Raw genomic sequence first — 18,664 nt, forward strand, 5'->3', positions numbered from 1 at the left:
AAATGATTGTGAAAAAACAAAACAGGCATGGAGTATAGACGGGTGGCGTGAGCCTTTCGTCTTACCCCATGCCTGATCGAATCAGTCACATGTGATCATTATTCGTTTCGTCACCCTCAAGATAGCACGCCGATGTATAGATATCAAGACCTAATTTGAAAGCGTTCTCTAGAAATTTTACTTCTTCGAAAATCTGTTGTATAGTTAGGGCGAAACTGAATGGGAAAGGTGTTGCATGTTAATGAGTGAGGTTGTATCTGCCTAACGAACTGAAAAATGTTGGATGACGCGTCTTTTTGTCATGCCTTCATGTTCTGTTACAGATACCGCCCTTCATAAACTGCCAGACACCGGTCTGTCTTTTTGCGTTGGTCGTCATCGGCCGACGCTTTTTGTTTGCGCGGTATCTCCATCACAAAATAAGGAGACTCCATCATGAATGAACAAACATTAGACAAACTACAATACAACGACTTGATTCATCACGTCGAACGATACTGCATCAGCGGATTCGGACGCAACTTGTTACGAAACCAGCGTCCGACGAGCCATCTGCAAACGGTGAAAAAACGGCTTCAAGAGACATCGGAAGCACGCGCGATTCTCGACGCGACGTCACACGTCCCCTTTATCGGGGTGTCTGCTATGGAACCGCTCATCGGTAAAATCAACCGTGGCATCCAGCTCGAGGCAAGCGAACTCGAAGCCGTCGCCGAATTTTTCCGCGGGGCCCGTAAACTGAAGCGGTTCATGGCCGAGCAGGCGTTCTTTGCCCCGCTCTTGTCCCTTTACGCGGATGAGATGAGCGAGTGGCGCAGCATCGAGGAAGACATCGTCCAATCGATTCGCGGGGGACGGGTCGTCGACGAGGCGTCCAAAGAATTGAAACGGGTTCGCAAACAAATCGACATTCTCGAAGGACGGATCGAGGAGCGGTTGAGCAAGTTCTTGAAGAGCGCCACAAACCGGGAAGCGATTCAAGACGGCTTTGTGACGAAGAAACAAGACCGATTCACGATTCCGATTAAAGCGTCGTATAAACATAAAGTCGCTGGGGCGATCATCGACACGTCGAGCCGCGGCACGACTGTGTTCATCGAACCGGAAGCGGTGGCGAAGCTGAACGCGGAACTCGTCGTCAAACGAACGGAGGAAGCGGTCGAAATCTATCAAGTGCTCGCCACGCTCACCGGCATGGTGGCGGAAGCGTTGCCGACCATCGAGGCGACGCTCGACGTCATCGCCCAATACGATATGGTGTTCGCGAAAGGGAAGTATAGCCAAGCCATCGATGGTATCGCCCCGCGTGTGAACGGTGTCGGGAACATTCGATTGAAACAAGTCCGCCATCCGCTCCTCGAACGGGCGGTCCCGCTCGACTTCTCGCTCGGGGACACGTACCGCGGTCTGATTATCACCGGACCGAACGCCGGCGGGAAGACGGTCGTCTTGAAGACGATCGGTCTGCTCAGTTTGATGACGATGAGCGGGCTTCATATCCCGGCCCATCCGGACACGGACATCTCGACGTTTGACGACGTATTCGTCGATATCGGGGACAACCAGGATATGGGGTCGGCGCTCAGCACGTTCTCGGCCCATATGCATAACGTGGCGAACATCATGCAGAAGGCCGGGAAACGGTCGTTACTATTATTCGATGAGATTGGAAGCGGGACCGAGCCGAACGAGGGAGCGGCCCTCGCCATCGCGATTTTAGAGGAAGCATATAAACGAGGCTGTCTCGTCGTCGCCTCGACCCATTACGGCGAAATCAAAGCGTACTCCGAGACGCATCCGGACTTTATGAACGCGGCCATGCAGTTCGACCCAGACACGCTCGAACCAAAATATCGGTTGTTGATCGGGCAGTCCGGCGACAGCAACGCCTTGTTCATTGCCCGGAAAATGAAATTACCCGAATCGATTTTGAAGCAGGCAGCACGCTATATGCATGACAAGACGTACGACCAGTCGCTCGTCGATCCGGCACGTCTGACGCAAGCAGTCGTCTCATCCGTCATCGAACCAGATCAAGTTCTGTCAAAAGGGGACCGGGTCCGTCTGCTCGAGACGAATCAAGTTGGACTCGTCTATGAGATGGACGCATCGTTGCGCCAAGTCACCGTATATGTCGACGGTGTCTTCGGCAAGCACCCGCTTCGTCGGGTCCGACGCGAGGCGAAAGCGCTCGACTTGTATCCAGCTGGTTATGACCTCGAGACGTTGTTCGTCGACTATCGGGACCGGAAAGAAGCGCATGACTTTGCCCGTGGTTCGAAAAAAGCGCTCCGTCGCGTCGAGAAAGAGATTCGGGCGCGACAGCGGGCCGAACGAGGAGAGTGAGTGTATTCTAGAGGGCACTCGGGTAAGGAACAAGGACCGGGAGTCATCACGTACAGTACGGCTTTCGGGTAACGTGTCGGAGGTGACTGGATGTTTTGGTTAAGCTTGTTGTTCGCCATCGGATTTGCCTTGATTCATTACTTCTCTGGACAATTGATTCACGTGCGCGAGACACCGCGGAGCCGTTTTTTGTCGCTCGCCGGCGGTGTCGCCGTCGCCTATGTGTTTCTACACCTTTTACCTGAGCTGAACGAATATCAACGCGAGCTCGAAGGACATCTCGAGAGTGGGCTGTTCGCCTCGATCGAGAATCATATCCTCGTCGTCAGCATGCTCGGATTGGCCGTGTTTTATGGGCTGGAACGATTGGCCACGCAAATGAAGAACCGTGGGAAAGGCAATGTATTTTGGATTCATATGGCGTTGTTCGTCGTTTACAACTTCAGTATCGGCTATGTGCTCGCGGAGAGCGAATTTGATACGGTGTGGGCGATGATGCTCTACTTTCTTGCGCTAGGGATTCACTTCGTCACGGTCGACCAAGGTTTGAGGCACCACCATCGCCAGCAATATGACAGGCGAGGCCGATTGTGGTTGTCGTTGGCCGTGCTTGCCGGGTGGGGCGTCGGCGTATTTTCCGCGCTCCATGAAGTGACGCTGTCGATGATTGTCGCGTTCTTGGCCGGTGGGATTATTTTGAACGTCATGAAGGAAGAGTTGCCGGAAGAGCGGGACAGCAGTTTCCGCGCCTTTGCCGTTGGGCTTATCGGATACGCTCTGCTGTTATTGGCCATATGAAAAGGCAACCCTCGTGGTTGCCTTTTTGCTTACAGTGAATTGGTGCTCTGTTTGTCTACATTGTCGTCCGTTGAAGGGACAGCTTCGTCGTTTTGGTTCGGTCCACCGAATTGGCCACCGTGATGAGGACCATGCCCACCTCCGTGACGTCCACCGCCAAAGCCGCGCATGTCGCCTAAGTCGTCGTAACTCGTGACGTCAGCAAAACGCTCTTCGTGGTCGGCAAGAATCGCGTCGGCCTCATCTTGCGTCAAGTCACCGGATTCGACCGCGGCGTCAAGTTTCACTTCATGAGAAGAGATCATCGCCTCAATGAACTGTTCGATCGTGATGCCTGTTTCTTCCGCGAGTTCGGGAAGCGATTGTCCTTCTTCTCGCGCTGCTTCCACCTCGGCTTCGGTCAAGCCAAGCGCCTCGAGCAAAGCGGCCTGCCCGGCTGCTCGGTCACCGAACATGCCTCGCTCGCCACGTTCCCCACGTTCGCATTGGGTCGTCGTTTCCGTTCCGTCGGTCGTTGTCGCATCGTTTGTGGCGGCATAGACGCCGGTACCTGAGACGGCAAGTAGACCGGCCAGGGCGATAGCTAATTTAGATGTCTTCATATCAATCTCCTCCTTTACTACTTCAAGTGTAGAGCGAGGACGTACAAAAGTTGTGAGGGAGTTGCAAGGTTTCTGCAAATTGTCTTTGGGAAACGATGGGTTCGTTACCCGATGCGATATAATGGGAGTGGAGGCGATAGAGATGAACGTACTCGTAGTCGAAGATGAACCGAAATTAGCGGACGGGCTCGCCCGCTTTTTAACGTACGCGGGGTTTCACGTCAGTGTGGCCGGTACACTCGCCGAAGCGAAGCGGCAGCTCGAGCAACCGTTCGATGCGGTCCTGCTCGACGTTCGTCTGCCGGACGGGGAAGGTTGGACGCTCATTCCAAAACTGAAGACGCTCAAGCCGCGGCCGGCCATCATCTTGGCGACGGCACGGGGAGAGGCGGATGACCGTGTGTTCGGCCTCGAGCTCGGGGCCGACGATTATTTGGTCAAACCGATCGTGTTAAAAGAACTCGAAATTCGCCTGAAACGTCTCGTCAAACAGACGGACGAGATTTCGTTCGGCGACATGACGGTGGACGCACGTTCACGCACGGTGACCGACGCCGGGCAAGCGATTCGAATGACCAATAAAGAATACGAGTTGCTCCTCTTCTTCTTGAAACATAGTGGAGAAGCGCTCGATCGCAACCGCCTACTCGACGAGGTGTGGGATTATACGTTCGCCGGGGACACGCGCACGGTCGACACGCACGTCAAACAGTTGCGTGACAAATTGCCGACGATGAAGCGGTACTTGAAGACGGTGCATCGCGTCGGTTATCGATTGGAGGAAGTCCGATGAGCCGGTTGATGAAGAAGTTGCTCTGGACCGCGATCCTCCCTCTCGTCGTCATGGCGGTGCTCACATTTGGTCTGACATCACTCCTGATTGGGCGTTTCGCGGAGACGGAGAGCTATGACCAACTCGAGCGTGAAGCGGACATCGTGTATGAGGCGCTTGTGGATGGACGCGGCATACCGGGTCAACTCGATGTTCTCGTGTTTCAAGACGGGGAAGCGGTCAATCTTGATCGTGGGGGCAGGATGCGTCGACATATGTCGCCAGGCCTCGATCCAGACTCACTTTCCGAACGAGATGAGGTCAGCGTGAACGGGGCGCGGTTATTGACGTTTCTTCGGGAAGAAGGAGATGTGCAAATCGTGACGTACGCACCCGTCCCGCTGTCGAATCCGCAGTTTCGTCAAATCTACGTCATTCTCGGGAGTGGGTTCTTGCTCGCGCTCATCGTCGCCGTCGGTGTGACGTATTGGATGGGGCGGCGTTTGACGTCCCCGCTCGTCGAGTTGAAGCAGGCGACCGCAGCCATCATGTCGGGTCGGCATGACATCACACTACCGCCTGTCACCGACGACGAGATTGGAGATTTGACGGAAGCGGTCCGTCAGATGAATACATCACTCGAAGAGAAAGAACGGATGCAAAATACATTCATCTCAGGGGTTACGCACGATGTCCGGACCCCGCTTGCCATCGTCCGGAACGAGGCCGAAATGCTTGAACTCGGTGTCGTCAAACAAGAAGATGTGGCGACGACGGGTCGAAGTTTAACCGAGGAAGTCGATCGGATCGATCGGCTCGTCAGTCAGATGCTCGAATACTCCAAACTATCCGCGGGCAACGTGACACTTTCGCTCGAATCCATTCGTTTGGATGCATTGATCAAAGAGACTGTCTCGCGGATGGATGAATGGTTCCGTCATAAGGAAGTGACGGTCACACTTGAACTCGTCGAGGACGCGGTCGTCCAGGCGGACCGATTGGCGATGGAGCGTGTGCTGTCGAACTTTCTTCAGAACGCGTATCACGCCAGTCCACTAGGAGGTGTGATCACGATCAGGCTCTCCGAGCGACGGCTTGAAATCGAAGACGAAGGGCCGGGCATTGCCGAGACGATGCGCGCCAACATCTGGGATATGTATGTGAAAGGGGACCGTTCGAACGGTCACGGACTTGGTCTGGCTATCAACAAGCTGTTGCTCGAGGCTCAAGGACTCGTTTACGGAGTCGAATCGAGAGAGGGAGAGGGGGCGTTGTTTTGGATCGAATGGGACTAAATTTATTTTTGCGGGGTGTCCGCTTAGAGCGAGATCGGATTGAAAAGCCAGGTTACCCGTTCTCGCTACCGATTTTTGATGGATTTGATGAATTGACGCTGACGAAGCCGGTCACGTTCTTGGTTGGTGAGAATGGGAGCGGGAAATCGACGTTGGTCGAAGGGATGGCCATCGCCGCTGGATTCAATCCGGAAGGCGGCGCGACGACGTTCCGTTTTGAGACCGAGTCGACACATAGCCCGCTGTTCGAAGCGCTTCGTCCGATTCGGGGCGCGTACCGGCCGAAAGACGGATTTTTCCTCCGGGCCGAGACGGCATATCAACTGTCGAGCTATGTGGATGAGATCGCGCGAACGTCGCCCGACCCGGAACGGTTTTATGCGTCCTACGGCGGTCGATCGCTCCATGAGCAGTCGCACGGGGAGGCGTTTTTGTCGCTCATGCTCCATCGTTTCCGAGACGGCGGACTGTATATTTTAGATGAGCCCGAGGCCGCCTTGTCCCCGATGCGGCAGTTGACGATGCTCGCAAGGATGCATGAACTCGTCCAGTCGGGAAGTCAATTCATCATCGCGACCCATTCGCCGATCCTCATGTCGTATCCGGACGCCGACATCCTCCAAGTCGAGACGGGACTCCGGCCGACGACGTTCGATGAACTCGAACACGTCCGTGTCATGCGCGACTTTCTAGCGGCACCGGAACGGATGCAACGTATCCTATTCGAATGAAAAACGGTCACGGTGTAAGCGTTTTATTTTTATGTTGACGTCAAGATTTCAAGGGAGTATGCTAGTAGCGAGAAGAAGAAAATCCACTTTGGGATTGTTACTGGTCAAGCAGGCAAAACCTAAATTGATGCCGATCATCCAGATGTGGGGACCGGTGTGAATTTAGGTTTTTTTCTTTTCAATCGAACTTGAGCGGAGGTGAATTGATTCCATGCAAATTTCAAAAGTGTTCAACAATAACGTCGTGGCCATTCAAGCGAACGGTCAAGAACAAGTCGTCATGGGACGGGGAATCGCGTTCCAAAAGCGTCCAGGCGATGCAATCGATCAAACGCGGATTGAAAAAGTCTTTACGCTCGAGAGTAAAGAAAGCCATGAACGGTTCGTCCATTTTTTGAATGAGATGCCAGCTACCGAGATGGATACGGTCAAAGAAATCGTCAAGCTCGCGGAGACGCGACTCGAGAAGCCGGTCCATGACTCGCTTTATGTGACCCTCGCCGACCACATCCATTTCGCTCTCAGCCGATATCGAGATGGAATCATCATCCGTAACCCGCTCGTTTGGGAAGTGAAGCGGTTTTATGGACCCGAGTTCGCGATCGGGAAAGAAGCGGTCGCCCTGATTAACGACCGGCATGACGTCAAGTTAGACGAGGATGAGGCGGTCGCGATCGCCCTCCATCTCGTCAACGCGACGATGTCGGGTGCCAAAGGTGAGAACTTACATCTCGTCACCGAGATGACGCGTGCCACGCAAGCGATTCTCACCATCATCACGTACCACTTTCAAATCGATTTGGACGAAGAGTCGTACGCCTACTCACGGTTTTTGACCCACTTGAAATACTTCGTCCAACGGCTCGCCTCCGGGGAGAAGATTAAACCCGGCGGTGATGAGACGCTGTTTGAGATGGTGAAGCTGCGCTATCCGGACGCTTATGAGTGTGTCGAGAAAATCGCAGGGGTGATCGCCACGAAGTACAATTACGAGGTCTCGACCGATGAGCGGTTGTATATGATGATTCATATCGAAAACTTAATGAAAGAACGACGATCCTAAGGATGGTTACTGATGATGCAGGCCAAACCTAAATGACGACACTTCTCGTGTGCGTTCATTTAGGTTTTTCTTTTTATCCAAATTAAAGGAGTGAACACTATGAGCCAAACAAAAACGCTCGCGGCGGACATCATTCGTCACGTCGGCGGGAAAGATAACGTAAAAAGCGTGTTCCATTGTGCGACACGGCTACGTTTTAAATTAAAAGATGAACAGAAAGCCAATCCCGAGGCGTTAAAAAACCATGACGGTGTCATCACGGTCGTCCAAAGCGGCGGTCAGTTCCAAGTCGTCATCGGCAACAACGTCCCTTACGTCTACCAAGACGTGATCGAGGCGGGCGGATTCCAGACGTCATCGAACGACGATACGGAAAAAACGGGCGTCTTTAACCGGTTGATTGATGTGATTGCGGGGATTTTTACCCCGATTCTCGGTCCGATGGCCGGTAGCGGTCTATTGAAAGGGTTGCTCGCGATTCTCGTCGCCCTCGGTCTGCTCACGCAAGACATGGGCACGTATATTGTTTTGAACGCAGCGGCTGACGCACTCTTCTACTTCCTACCGGTCATTCTCGGCCATTCGGCAGCGAAGAAGTTTGGCGGCAATCCGTATATCGGGATGATTATCGGGGGTGCGCTCGTCTACCCGGCCATCGTCGCGATGCAAGGAGCGGGCGAGTCGCTCACGTTCCTCACGGTACCGGTCGTCTTGATGAGCTACGCGTCCTCGGTCATTCCAATCATCTTAGCAGCGTATGTGTCATCGAAAGTTGAGACATTCTTTAACAAACACACGCATGAAGCGGTCCGTAACTTCACCACACCGATGATGGCACTCTTGATTGTCGTCCCGCTCACATTCCTCGCGATCGGTCCGGTCGCGACATACGCGAGCCAAGGACTCGCCGGCGGCTATTCGTTCTTATATGAACTTAGCCCGGTCGTCGCTATTGCCTTCATCGGCGCGTTCTGGCAAGTGCTCGTCATGTTCGGTCTCCACTGGGGGCTCGTGCCGATCATCATCAACAACTTGGCGGTCGTCGGCATGGACACGATCGTCGTCGGAGTCCTCATGGCGACGTTCGGTCAGGTCGGGGCAACGCTCGCCATCACATTGAAGGCGCGTGACCCGAAAACGAAAGGGCTCGGGACGTCATCGACGATTGCCGGCGTGTTCGGCATCACCGAGCCAGCGATTTATGGATTGACGCTTCCGCGCAAAAAACCGTTCGTCTTCGGGATGGTTGGCGGTGCGGCCGGCGGGGTCGTCGGCGGTATGCTTGGCACGGCGGCTTACGCGATGGGTGGTCTCGGCGTGTTCAGTATCCCGGTCATGATTCCGGCGACGGGTCTCGATATGACGTTCTACGGCGCCTTGATCGGTCTTGCGGTCGCGACACTCGTCTCGTTCGGACTCACGTTCGCATTCCATAAAGAAGTCGAGACAGGCGAACAGACAACGGCAGAAGTAGCGCCGGCCGTATCGGAGCACGTCGGTTTCCCGGTATCGGCTCCAGTCAAAGGAGAAGCGGTTTCCCTCGAGACCGTTCGCGATGAAGTGTTCTCGAGCGGTGCGATGGGGAAAGGACTTGCTATCATGCCGACAGAAGGGGTCGTCTACGCCCCATTCGATGGCGAAGTCGTCACGGTCTTCCAATCGAAGCACGCCATCGGACTCCGTTCACATAGCGGCGTCGAAGTATTGATTCACGTCGGGCTCGACACGGTCCAGCTCGGTGGGAAACATTTTGAAACGTTCGTCCAAGCCGGACAGCGTGTGACCGAGGGCGATGTGTTAGTGAAATTTGATTTAGAGGCCATTGCCCAAGCCGGTTATGACACGATTACCCCGGTAATTGTCACGAATACAGGGAATTACTTAGATGTCTTGCCGACACATGTCGGCATCGTCGAACCAAACCACGGCGTCTTGCGCGTCTTAGCCTAAGAGGAGGAACAAACATGAAACAAGTAGCGAAGAACTTTTTATGGGGTGGCGCCACGGCGGCGAACCAATTTGAAGGTGGATACCAAGAAGGTGGAAAAGGGCTCTCGATCGCGGATGTGATGCCGGGCGGCAAAGACCGAATGAAAATCATTCATGACCCGACGTTCGATTTCGAGTTGCATGACGAGTACACATACCCGAACCATGAAGGCATCGACTTCTATCATCACTACAAGGAAGACATCGCCCTCTTCAAAGAGATGGGCTTCAAGACGTTCCGCATGTCGATCGCTTGGTCGCGCATCTTCCCGAATGGAGATGAGCTCGAACCAAACGAGGAAGGGCTCAAATTCTATGACCGCGTCATCGATGAACTCGTCGCGCAAGGAATCGAGCCACTCGTCACGATTTCACATTACGAGTTGCCGCTCCATTTGGCGACAGCATACGGTGGTTGGCGCGACCGTCGCCTCGTGACATTCTTCGAGCGATACAGCCGTGTCTTGTTCGAACGTTACCAAGGCAAGGTCAAATATTGGCTCACGTTCAATGAAATCAACGGGGCCCAGTTCATGCCGATGCTCAGTCTCGGAATGGCGATTCGTGAAGGGGACGACCAGTTGCAGTTGACGTACCAAGGGTTGCACCATCAACTCGTGGCAAGTGCGCTCGCGACAAAAGCGGCAAAAGAGATCGATCCGTCGATGCAAATCGGCTGCATGCTCATCGCGGCGCCGGTCTATCCGTACAGCTCGAATCCGGAAGACATCTGGTATGCACACGACGCCGAGCGCATGATGAACTTTTTCTGTGGCGACGTCCATGTCCGTGGTGAGTATCCATCATTCGCGAAACGCTTCTTCCGTGAGAACGGAATCGAACTCGTGATGGAAGACGGGGACCTCGAGACACTGAAAGCGAACACGGTCGACTTTTTCTCGCTCAGCTACTATATGTCGCGTACCGAGAAAGCGGAGAAGACGGAAGACGAGGCAGCGGGGAACATTATGAGCGGGGTGAAAAACCCTTACCTCAAGGCGAGCGACTGGGGTTGGGAAATCGATCCGATGGGACTTCGCGTCATCTTGAACAAACTGTATGAGCGCTATGAATTGCCGCTCTTCATCGTCGAGAATGGTCTCGGTGCTTATGACAAGGTTGAAGCGGACGGTTCGGTTCATGACGATTATCGGATTGAGTACTTGCGTGACCATTTGAAAGCGATGGTGGAGGCGATTGAAGACGGTGTCGACGTCATCGGCTATACGAGCTGGGGCTGTATCGACCTCGTCAGTGCATCGACCGGGGAGTACAGCAAGCGTTACGGCTTCATCTACGTCGATAAGCATGACGACGGGTCGGGGACGCTCGAGCGTTCGCGGAAAGACTCGTTCTTCTGGTATCAAGACGTCATCCAGACGAACGGGGCGAGCTTGTTCGAAGATGAGACGGTAAAATAAGAAAAGAGCGGCCGCGGCCGCTCTTTTCTTATGCTTTCGTGACTTTGCGCAAGACGATGATCGCGAGACTGACACCACCGGCAATCAACATATACGTGAGAATCTCCGTCCAGGCTGCCATCAGACGTCTTCCTCTGCAAAGACGGCCAAGTCCCCTTGAGGCATGGCGACGAGTAAGAAGTGTTCGCCTCCGAGCGGACGGGCGTCTCCGGCCTGCCAACTTTCATACTGTTCGTGATAGCCGTTCACGAACAGGACGGCTCCAGATTCAAATGTCAGTTCAAGATGGGGATTGTCTTCAGATAACAGGATGGAACGGACGCGTTCACGCCGGAGTCCGACGAGGTGATGGAGTTGTTCATCTTCGTTGAACGAAGGTCCCGATGAATGGACGTACCAAGGTCCTTCAATCGAGAGCCACGACTCGTTGCCGTCTCGGTTGAAGTAGAGTAGATGATGATTGGGGCCGGAACCAAAGTCGATTCCGACGAAGGAAGACGCGTTAAACAAATGCTGTAAAATCCGTGTTGCTTCAAGATGTTCGGTACGGGTCACGCTTCCACCTCGCTTAAATAGGTTAGTTAATTCCATCATTCCACGTTACTTCGCTAAAGTAAATGAAAGGATTATGTGAAATCACTCATATGAGAAAGAACAAGCGAGTTCGACAACTTATGGAAAATACTTCAAGTAAGTTAAAAGTTTGGTCAGTGATTGGACAAATCCGGTCCCGCGTTCGATGATTCGACTTATAATCAAATGTATAGATGACTCGATGAAACGAGGGGTAACCATGGTTTATGGCCTATTGATTGGCGGCATCATCCTAATCACCATCGTCCTCAACGTCCTTCGGTTGATGACGACCCCCGCCTTGAATCGCTGGCTGCTCGCAGGGACGAGCAGCCTTGTCGTGATTTGGCACGGGGTGTTGTTCGATTTTTATGATTTACATTGGTCAGTGCTGTTATTGATTATGACAGGGCTCGTCTGTTTTCACTGGAAAGGCATGACTGTTGCAATCATGGTCAGCTGGCTTTTAGTATACAGTCAATCGGGAACGCTGTCGTTCCCGCTTTTGCTTAGTTATATCTTCTTCGGGCTAGGGGCAGCGTTGCTCTTTGGTTACGTCAACCAGTTGAAGCGAGAGCGATCAAGCCGGTTGCGGATGCTGACGGCGAGTTCCCGTCAATTGAACGTCTTCCGGGAAGTCAGTTTTACGATGCAAGACACGCTCGACCCGGACCGATTGCTGCAAACGATTTTGACATCGGTGACGGCGGGGCACGGACTCGGCTTTAACCGATCGATCATCTTTTTCGCTGATTTGGAAAAAGATAGTATTTACGGAGTCATGGGAACGGGTCCGATGAATCCGGAAGACGGGTTTCACATTTGGGAAGAAATCACCCGGCAACATTATGATCTCCAAGGACTGATTGATGAGAAAGAGACGGACTCGACACACGATGAACAGTTGAACGAACGGATTCGGAAAATGACGATCCCGTTTCATGCAGACCATCTGTTCAAACAGACACTTGACTCGGGACGGCCGCTCCACGTCTACGCGAGCATCACCGATGATCCGGTGCTGCGCATGTTACATACCGACTTACAGATGGACGAGTGCACGATTTTTCCGCTCCATCATCAAGGAATTCCATACGGACTTCTCGTCATCGACAATGTCGTCAATAAAAAACCGATCACCCCTCAAAAGATTGACAGTGTCCGACCGATTGCGGAACAAGCCTCGCTCGCGCTCCATCAGACGATGCTGTACCAGCGCATCGAAACGTTGGCGCTTCGTGACGGGTTGACGCGTCTTAAAAACCATCGCTCGTTTGAACAAGATTTGGACGTTTTGTTCCGGGAGTGCGAAACGGACGAGCTGTCACTGATTGTGATGGATATTGACCATTTCAAGCATTTCAACGACACAAACGGTCACTTGGCTGGAAATGAGTTACTCACGCGGCTCGCGAGTGTCATTCGACGAAGCGTGCCGGATGAACAGATGGCGTATCGGTTCGGTGGCGAAGAGTTTGTCGTTCTCTTGCCGCAGTTCGACGAAGTCGAGGCGTCCCACGTCGCGGAGACGATTCGTGCGGCCGTGCTCGGCACCAACTTCATGTACGGGGAGCGACAACCAGGTGGTCAGTTAACGCTGAGCTTCGGTGTCGCTTCGAAGCACACGCTTCCCGAACAGTCACGCGAACAGTTGATTGAGTGCGCCGATCAAGCGTTGTATGCGGCTAAATCACGAGGGAAAAACCAAGTCTGCCGCTGGGAAGGGGTACCGCTATGACCGAATTCAGTGTCATGATCATGACCGTCGCCTTTATCGCGACCATCTTGTTTACGAGCCGTCCGAGTTATCGGTTTGTGACGGGTAGTGTGGCCAACCGACATGCGGAGGCATTGGGCGTCTCGCTGAAAGACGTCTCATTCTCGTTCGACCAAATGGTGTATTTCATCGCCTTGCCGACAACGATTCCCGTAGTGCGGGATGCGATGAAAGAAGAGCTAGCCGTCGAACCGTATTATGAGTCGTATTTCTTTCCAGAAGTGAACGGCGTGCAAGTCTCGGTGAAATCAGGGTCCGCCGTGATTCCTATCGCCTATTTGCCGATTGACGACTTCAGCCTTCCCGTGTTGGATCGACACTTGGAGGCCGGCAAGGTTAATGAACGCGTCAACCGAACGATTCGGGCACACATGATCGTTCATGAGCGTACGCTCGCAGCGATTCGAGACGAGGTGTATCATCACCTCCATGAAGACCGTCTGGCACAATAAAAGGGTTTCCATCACAAACTTGTGATGGAAACCCTTTTTTACTGCGCTAACATGTGAAACCGTGCGGCACCGATCAAGTTGGCCTCGTTGAAGTGGGCACACGTCTCGACGTCGATGCGGAATGTTCCGAACGCGTCGCAAAGCGCATCCAAGTGTCGCTTGATGCCGTCCCGAACTTCCGGGCGACGACTGATGCCGCCACCGATTAAAATACGCTCCGGGTCGAGCCCGAATTGGAGGTTGTAGATGCCAATCGCGTTCCAGCGATAGAAGCGCTCCAGTTCCACCTGGATGATTGGGTCGCTTTGAAGCGCGAACACATCTTTTCCGGTAAGGGGACGTCCGAGTTGTTCACCGCATCGATGGACAAGAGCGGCCGTGGCACCGATTTTACTCCATGTCCCATCTGGGTGGGGAAGAGACGGGTCGAGAATCCAATATCCGAACTCACCGCCATGGAAGTGGGATCCGATCATCACCTGATCATGGTCGACGAATGCTCCGCCGACGCCCGTCCCGATGACGACCGTCGCGTAGCTCGTCACCGACGCCGCGGCACCGGTCCATCCTTCTGCGAGCGCTGCCGCGTTGGCATCGTTCAAGACAGTGACAGGCAAGTCATACCGTTCTTTGAACGCCTGTAAGAAAGGGCGATCATGAATGTAGGGAAGTGCACTGATTCCATGAATCACGCCGGTCGTCGAATCGACGGCGCCGGGCGCACTGAAGCCGATACCGTCGAAGCGGGCTTCGGCGGTCGTTTCGTTAAAGATCACATCGACTTGTTCGAGCAAGCCGTCCCACGTCGCAGGGGTTGGGACGTGTTTGTTTGACAGTAGGGTGCCATCGGATCGGACGACTCCGTATTTGATACTAGTTCCACCGATATCGATGGCTAAATAATGTTGCATTTCTTTCCACTCCTTATGGCAAGAACGCGGCCCCGATGACGCCAGCGTCGCCGTGCAACTCATGCAGGACGAGGGGGGTCGCTCCTCTCAAATGGGGGTATACTCGCATCGCGACCGCGTCTTGTAACTGATTCCAGTATAACGGAGCCGACGCTGTCACGCCTCCCCCGAGGATGATGATATCGGGGTCGACCGTATGGATGATGTTGGCGAGACCCGTTGCTAAATCCTCGACGAACGTATTGCGTTCGATGTTGTCTGTCAAAAGCGTCATCGAATCAGTCACTCCTTTAGTGAGGGCGCGTTCGTGAAGTGCCGTTCCACTCGCATGCGTCTCAAGCGCTCCGACGTTCAGTGTCGGATGTGCTGGTCCGTCCGTACGAATGATCATATTGCCGACTTCTCCGGCGCTACCGTGAGCCCCGCTAATCAAATTTTGCTTATAGACGAAACCGCCGCCGATCCCTGTGCTGACCGTGACGTAAAAGACGGAGTCGACATGACGGCCGGCCCCAAACTTTGCTTCGGCGAGCGCTGCTGCGTTGGCATCATTCTCTAACGTGACAGGTAGACCGAGCAGAGTGCATAGCGGCTCCACAATCGTCTGATGGTGCCAGTTCGGGAGGTTTGGCGGGGTCAAAAACGCACCTCGTTTTAGGTCGAGCGGACCCGGTGCAGCGATACCGACGTGCGTGATGTCATATTCGAGTTGGAATCGTTCGACGGCAAGTGTGATTTGATTTAACAAGGCGTCGAGCTCAAGGTGCGGCTGTGTCTTCAATTTATATTGTTTCTCGACACGTCCGTCCGTCGACACGACGGCGACGCGTGTATTCGTGCCGCCCAAGTCGATGCCGATGCGGGCTTTTTGTTTGATTGGGGATGAGACACCGGCGATGAGGCAGGTGGCCGTTCCGTCCAGCTGAAATGACTGACCTGCTGGCAATAGCAACGTCGCACCAATCTCGAAGGACGAACCGTCAATCTCAAGTGTCCCTTCGACGACCGAAAGCAGGCGGAACGTATCCGTCGAGACGGATTCCTCGCGTTCGATGTTCCATTTTTCGACGAAGAAATACGGGTTACGTGTCAACTGTGTCCGGAAATGATCCAGGCGCAGGACAGGTTCCGCATAGTCGAGATGGGGTGCGAACGAGGCAAGGGTACCTTGATTGACGTGGAGATCACGCGTGCGGCCTGTCGTCGGTTCAGTGCGTCCGTAATCATAGAGGCGGTACGTCGTATCCGAACTTTGTTGAATTTCGAGAACAGATACGTCTTTCGTCAAAGCGTGGATAGTCCCGGCCGGCACGTATAAAAAATCGCCGCGGCTGACAGGTTTTCGAATTAAACCGGATGTGACATCACCGGCTTCGAGCGCCTGTTGTAACGTCTCTTTCGATTCGAACGTATGGCCATAGATGATTTCTCCCCCTTCTGGCGCGTCGAGGATGTACCAGCATTCATTTTTTCCGTAAGGTTGACCCTCGAGCGACTGTGCCAACGCATCGTCGGGATGGACTTGAATCGAAAGGTCATCGTTCGGATCAATCCACTTGATCAATAACGGAAACACAGGTGAATCAATGCCGAACAGTTCTGGATGCGTGGCATAAAGGTCGTCTAGCGTTGTCCCGATATGCGATCCAGCAGACACGACGGAACTGCCTTGCGGCAACGCCGAGGCGGTCCATGCTTCGCCAATCGAGGCCTCGTCAAAATGAAAACCGTAACGTTTTAAGCGGTCGCCTCCCCATAAGCGATATTGGTAATGCGGTTGTAACGGGATGATCTTCATCGTCAATTCCCTCACTCTCGTTTATTATCATATACACTTTTAAATTTAAAAACTAAACAAAGTTTAAATCAAGTATAGACATGAAATAAATCATGTGTATAATAAAACTTGTAAACGATTTCAAAAAAGGAGTGGTTGAACATGAAAAAAGTATTACTCGCTTGTAGCTCAGGGATGTCGACGAGCCTGCTCGTCACGAAAATGCAACAGCACGCGGCGTCAATCGGGGACGAAGCGAAAATTTGGGCAGTCGGTCAAGACCAGGTCGGTAAGGAGATGGAAGAAGCGGACGTCATCCTCATCGGACCGCAAATGCGCTTTTTGCTCGACAAATTGAAAGCGCAAACATCGAAACCGGTCGAAGTCATCGACATGATGGCCTACGGAACGGCGAATGGGAAAGCGGCGTATGAGCAAGCAATCAAATTGATGGGGTGAGGTCATGGAAGGAACGGAAGAGTTAACGTTAGAACAGATGGCGTTCATGATGATCTTGCACAGCGGCAACGCTCGGAGCACGATTCAAGAAGCCATCCAAACGTATAAGAACGGTTCATACGAAGCGTTTGAAGCGCAGCTGGCGACAGCACGTGAACAGTTAAAAGAAGCGCATCAGACGCACTTCGGCCAAATTCAAAAAGAGGCGAACGGGGAGAAGACGGACATGTCACTGTTGCTCCTTCACGCCGAAGACCATCTCATGTCGACCCAGACGATGCTCGATTTGACGGCAAGCCTGATCGAGATGATGGAGCAAAAGATTGTAAATCCTAATCAAGAAGGGTGAATCCTATGTCACAGGACAACAAAATGTTCTTACTGATCAGCAAGTTGCTCATGCCGATGGCGACTTACTTGAACAACAGTCGGTATTTGCAAGTATTACGGGATGCGTTCATGCTCGCGTTCCCGATTACCATGTTCGGTTCGATCGTCGTCGTTATCGCCAACTTGCCGTTCTTAGACAAGTTCATGTCGGAAGGGACGCTGAACGCGTTCAAATCGTCACTTGGTAACGCCCCATCGGCCACGATGGGAATCATGTCAATCTTCGTCGTTTTCGGTATTGGCTATTATCTTTCGAAAAGTTACAACGTCGAAGCCGTCTTCGGTGGGGCGATCTCCCTCGTATCGTTCCTCTTGTTGACACCGTTCCTCATCGAAGTCGAAGGAATGACAGAAGCGGTCGGTAACGTCCTCCCGCTCGATCGTCTTGGCGCCAAAGGAATGTTCCTCGCCATGATCACCGGTTTCCTCTCAGGTGAGATTTATCGATTCGTCGTTCAAAAGAACTGGACGATCAAAATGCCGGACGGCGTACCGCCGGCGGTGGCGAAGTCGTTCTCGGCGCTCGTACCGGCCTTGTTGACGCTCACGGTCTTCTTGCTCCTCAACATCGGTGTGACGAGCTTGTTCAATACGAACTTACATGACGTCATCTTCAACGTCGTGCAACAGCCGCTCGTTAAATTGGGTAACGGTCTCGTCCCAACGTTGATTGCCATCTTCTTCGTCCAATTGTTCTGGTTCTTCGGGTTGCACGGACAAGTCATCGTCAACTCGGTCATGGATCCAATTTGGAATACGTTGTCGCTTGAAAACTTGAACGCGTACACGGCGACCGGAGATGTGCCGAACATCATCAGTAAACAATTTGTCGAAATCTATACGGTCGGCCTTGGCGGCTCGGGCTCGACGCTTGCCGTCATCGTAGCGATTTTGTTGTTCTTGAAATCGAAGCAGTTGAAACAAATCGGGAAACTGTCACTCGGACCAGGGATCTTTAACGTCAACGAACCGGTCATTTTCGGTCTACCGATCGTTATGAACCCGCTCATCATGATTCCGTGGATTGTTGCTCCGCTCATCACGGTCACGGTCACTTACTTTGCGATGTCGACAGGGCTCGTCCCGCCGCCGACTGGGGTCGCGGTACCTTGGACCGTCCCGATGTTCATCAGCGGGATGATGGCGACGAACTCACTTGCCGGCGGATTGCTACAACTCGTCAACTTCTTGATCATCTTGGCGGTCTGGTTCCCATTCCTTAAATTTATTGACCGTTTGAACGTGAAGAAAGAACAGGAAGAAGCCGCTAACCATAAAGACGAAGCGGTATGAATGAGAAATAGAGAA

At 53.1% G+C, this 18,664-nt stretch carries 17 protein-coding genes; 13 read left to right on the plus strand and 4 right to left on the minus strand.

Annotation, left to right across the window (positions count from 1 at the left end; all coding sequences use genetic code 11):
• The first annotated feature begins 435 nt into the window (after nt 1-435).
• Both KNP60_RS09830 and KNP60_RS09835 read left to right on the plus strand, forming a co-directional pair.
• Nucleotides 436-2,346 (plus strand): endonuclease MutS2, encoded by a 1,911-nt coding sequence (locus KNP60_RS09830; protein ID WP_214797381.1) that lies wholly within the window; start codon nt 436-438, stop codon nt 2,344-2,346.
• A gap of 90 nt (nt 2,347-2,436) precedes the next feature.
• A complete protein-coding gene (locus KNP60_RS09835) occupies nt 2,437-3,144 on the plus strand; it encodes a hypothetical protein (protein ID WP_214797382.1) in 708 nt (235 codons plus the stop codon).
• Nucleotides 3,145-3,173: 29 nt separating this feature from the next.
• Here the strand turns inward: KNP60_RS09835 and KNP60_RS09840 are convergent, their stop codons facing one another.
• Complete coding sequence (locus KNP60_RS09840; protein ID WP_214797383.1) at nt 3,174-3,746, minus strand: hypothetical protein; 573 nt, start codon at nt 3,744-3,746, stop codon at nt 3,174-3,176.
• Nucleotides 3,747-3,888: 142 nt separating this feature from the next.
• Between KNP60_RS09840 and KNP60_RS09845 the strand changes: the two genes are divergently transcribed.
• From KNP60_RS09845 to KNP60_RS09870, 6 genes are all read left to right on the plus strand, one after another.
• A complete protein-coding gene (locus KNP60_RS09845) occupies nt 3,889-4,539 on the plus strand; it encodes a response regulator transcription factor (RefSeq protein WP_214754360.1) in 651 nt (216 codons plus the stop codon).
• Nucleotides 4,536-5,813 (plus strand): sensor histidine kinase, encoded by a 1,278-nt coding sequence (locus tag KNP60_RS09850; RefSeq protein ID WP_214797384.1) that lies wholly within the window; start codon nt 4,536-4,538, stop codon nt 5,811-5,813. Before KNP60_RS09845 ends, KNP60_RS09850 begins: the two co-directional genes overlap by 4 nt.
• On the plus strand, nt 5,804-6,544 hold the full coding sequence (locus KNP60_RS09855; protein WP_084592953.1) for an AAA family ATPase: 741 nt from the start codon (nt 5,804-5,806) through the stop codon (nt 6,542-6,544). The genes KNP60_RS09850 and KNP60_RS09855 overlap by 10 nt, the downstream gene beginning before the upstream one ends.
• 211 nt (nt 6,545-6,755) lie before the next feature.
• A complete protein-coding gene (gene licT, locus KNP60_RS09860) occupies nt 6,756-7,607 on the plus strand; it encodes a BglG family transcription antiterminator LicT (protein WP_214797385.1) in 852 nt (283 codons plus the stop codon).
• A 99-nt stretch (nt 7,608-7,706) separates the two neighbouring features.
• Nucleotides 7,707-9,557, plus strand: a complete 1,851-nt coding sequence (locus KNP60_RS09865; protein WP_214797386.1) for a beta-glucoside-specific PTS transporter subunit IIABC — start codon at nt 7,707-7,709, stop codon at nt 9,555-9,557.
• Nucleotides 9,558-9,571: 14 nt separating this feature from the next.
• The gene (locus tag KNP60_RS09870) at nt 9,572-11,017 is read left to right on the plus strand and encodes a glycoside hydrolase family 1 protein (protein ID WP_214754354.1); all 1,446 of its coding nucleotides are present in this window, start codon (nt 9,572-9,574) and stop codon (nt 11,015-11,017) included.
• A gap of 120 nt (nt 11,018-11,137) precedes the next feature.
• Here the strand turns inward: KNP60_RS09870 and KNP60_RS09875 are convergent, their stop codons facing one another.
• The gene (locus tag KNP60_RS09875) at nt 11,138-11,572 is read right to left on the minus strand and encodes a DUF6188 family protein (RefSeq protein ID WP_214710730.1); all 435 of its coding nucleotides are present in this window, start codon (nt 11,570-11,572) and stop codon (nt 11,138-11,140) included.
• A gap of 238 nt (nt 11,573-11,810) precedes the next feature.
• Between KNP60_RS09875 and KNP60_RS09880 the strand changes: the two genes are divergently transcribed.
• Nucleotides 11,811-13,328, plus strand: coding sequence for a sensor domain-containing diguanylate cyclase (locus KNP60_RS09880; RefSeq protein WP_214797387.1), 1,518 nt, complete (start codon nt 11,811-11,813; stop codon nt 13,326-13,328).
• Nucleotides 13,325-13,819: a hypothetical protein gene (locus KNP60_RS09885; protein ID WP_034780556.1), complete on the plus strand. Its 495-nt coding sequence runs from the start codon at nt 13,325-13,327 to the stop codon at nt 13,817-13,819. Before KNP60_RS09880 ends, KNP60_RS09885 begins: the two co-directional genes overlap by 4 nt.
• A 38-nt stretch (nt 13,820-13,857) precedes the next feature.
• Here KNP60_RS09885 and KNP60_RS09890 read toward each other — a convergent pair whose 3' ends face one another.
• Both KNP60_RS09890 and KNP60_RS09895 read right to left on the minus strand, forming a co-directional pair.
• The gene (locus KNP60_RS09890) at nt 13,858-14,730 is read right to left on the minus strand and encodes an ROK family protein (protein WP_214754348.1); all 873 of its coding nucleotides are present in this window, start codon (nt 14,728-14,730) and stop codon (nt 13,858-13,860) included.
• A gap of 13 nt (nt 14,731-14,743) precedes the next feature.
• A complete protein-coding gene (locus KNP60_RS09895; RefSeq protein ID WP_214797388.1) occupies nt 14,744-16,528 on the minus strand; it encodes a type I phosphomannose isomerase catalytic subunit in 1,785 nt (594 codons plus the stop codon).
• Between the two features lie 141 nt (nt 16,529-16,669).
• Between KNP60_RS09895 and KNP60_RS09900 the strand changes: the two genes are divergently transcribed.
• From KNP60_RS09900 to celB, 3 genes are read left to right on the plus strand one after another with little or no spacing between them, the layout of a single operon-like run.
• Nucleotides 16,670-16,966 (plus strand): PTS sugar transporter subunit IIB, encoded by a 297-nt coding sequence (locus KNP60_RS09900; protein ID WP_021067999.1) that lies wholly within the window; start codon nt 16,670-16,672, stop codon nt 16,964-16,966.
• A 4-nt stretch (nt 16,967-16,970) separates the two neighbouring features.
• Nucleotides 16,971-17,315, plus strand: a complete 345-nt coding sequence (locus KNP60_RS09905; RefSeq protein ID WP_021068000.1) for a PTS sugar transporter subunit IIA — start codon at nt 16,971-16,973, stop codon at nt 17,313-17,315.
• A gap of 23 nt (nt 17,316-17,338) precedes the next feature.
• A complete protein-coding gene (gene celB, locus KNP60_RS09910; RefSeq protein WP_214797458.1) occupies nt 17,339-18,649 on the plus strand; it encodes a PTS cellobiose transporter subunit IIC in 1,311 nt (436 codons plus the stop codon).
• Nucleotides 18,650-18,664: the final 15 nt, after the last annotated feature.

The sequence above is a fragment of the Exiguobacterium sp. s5 genome (assembly GCF_018618075.1).
Lineage (GTDB): Bacteria > Bacillota > Bacilli > Exiguobacteriales > Exiguobacteriaceae > Exiguobacterium > Exiguobacterium mexicanum_A.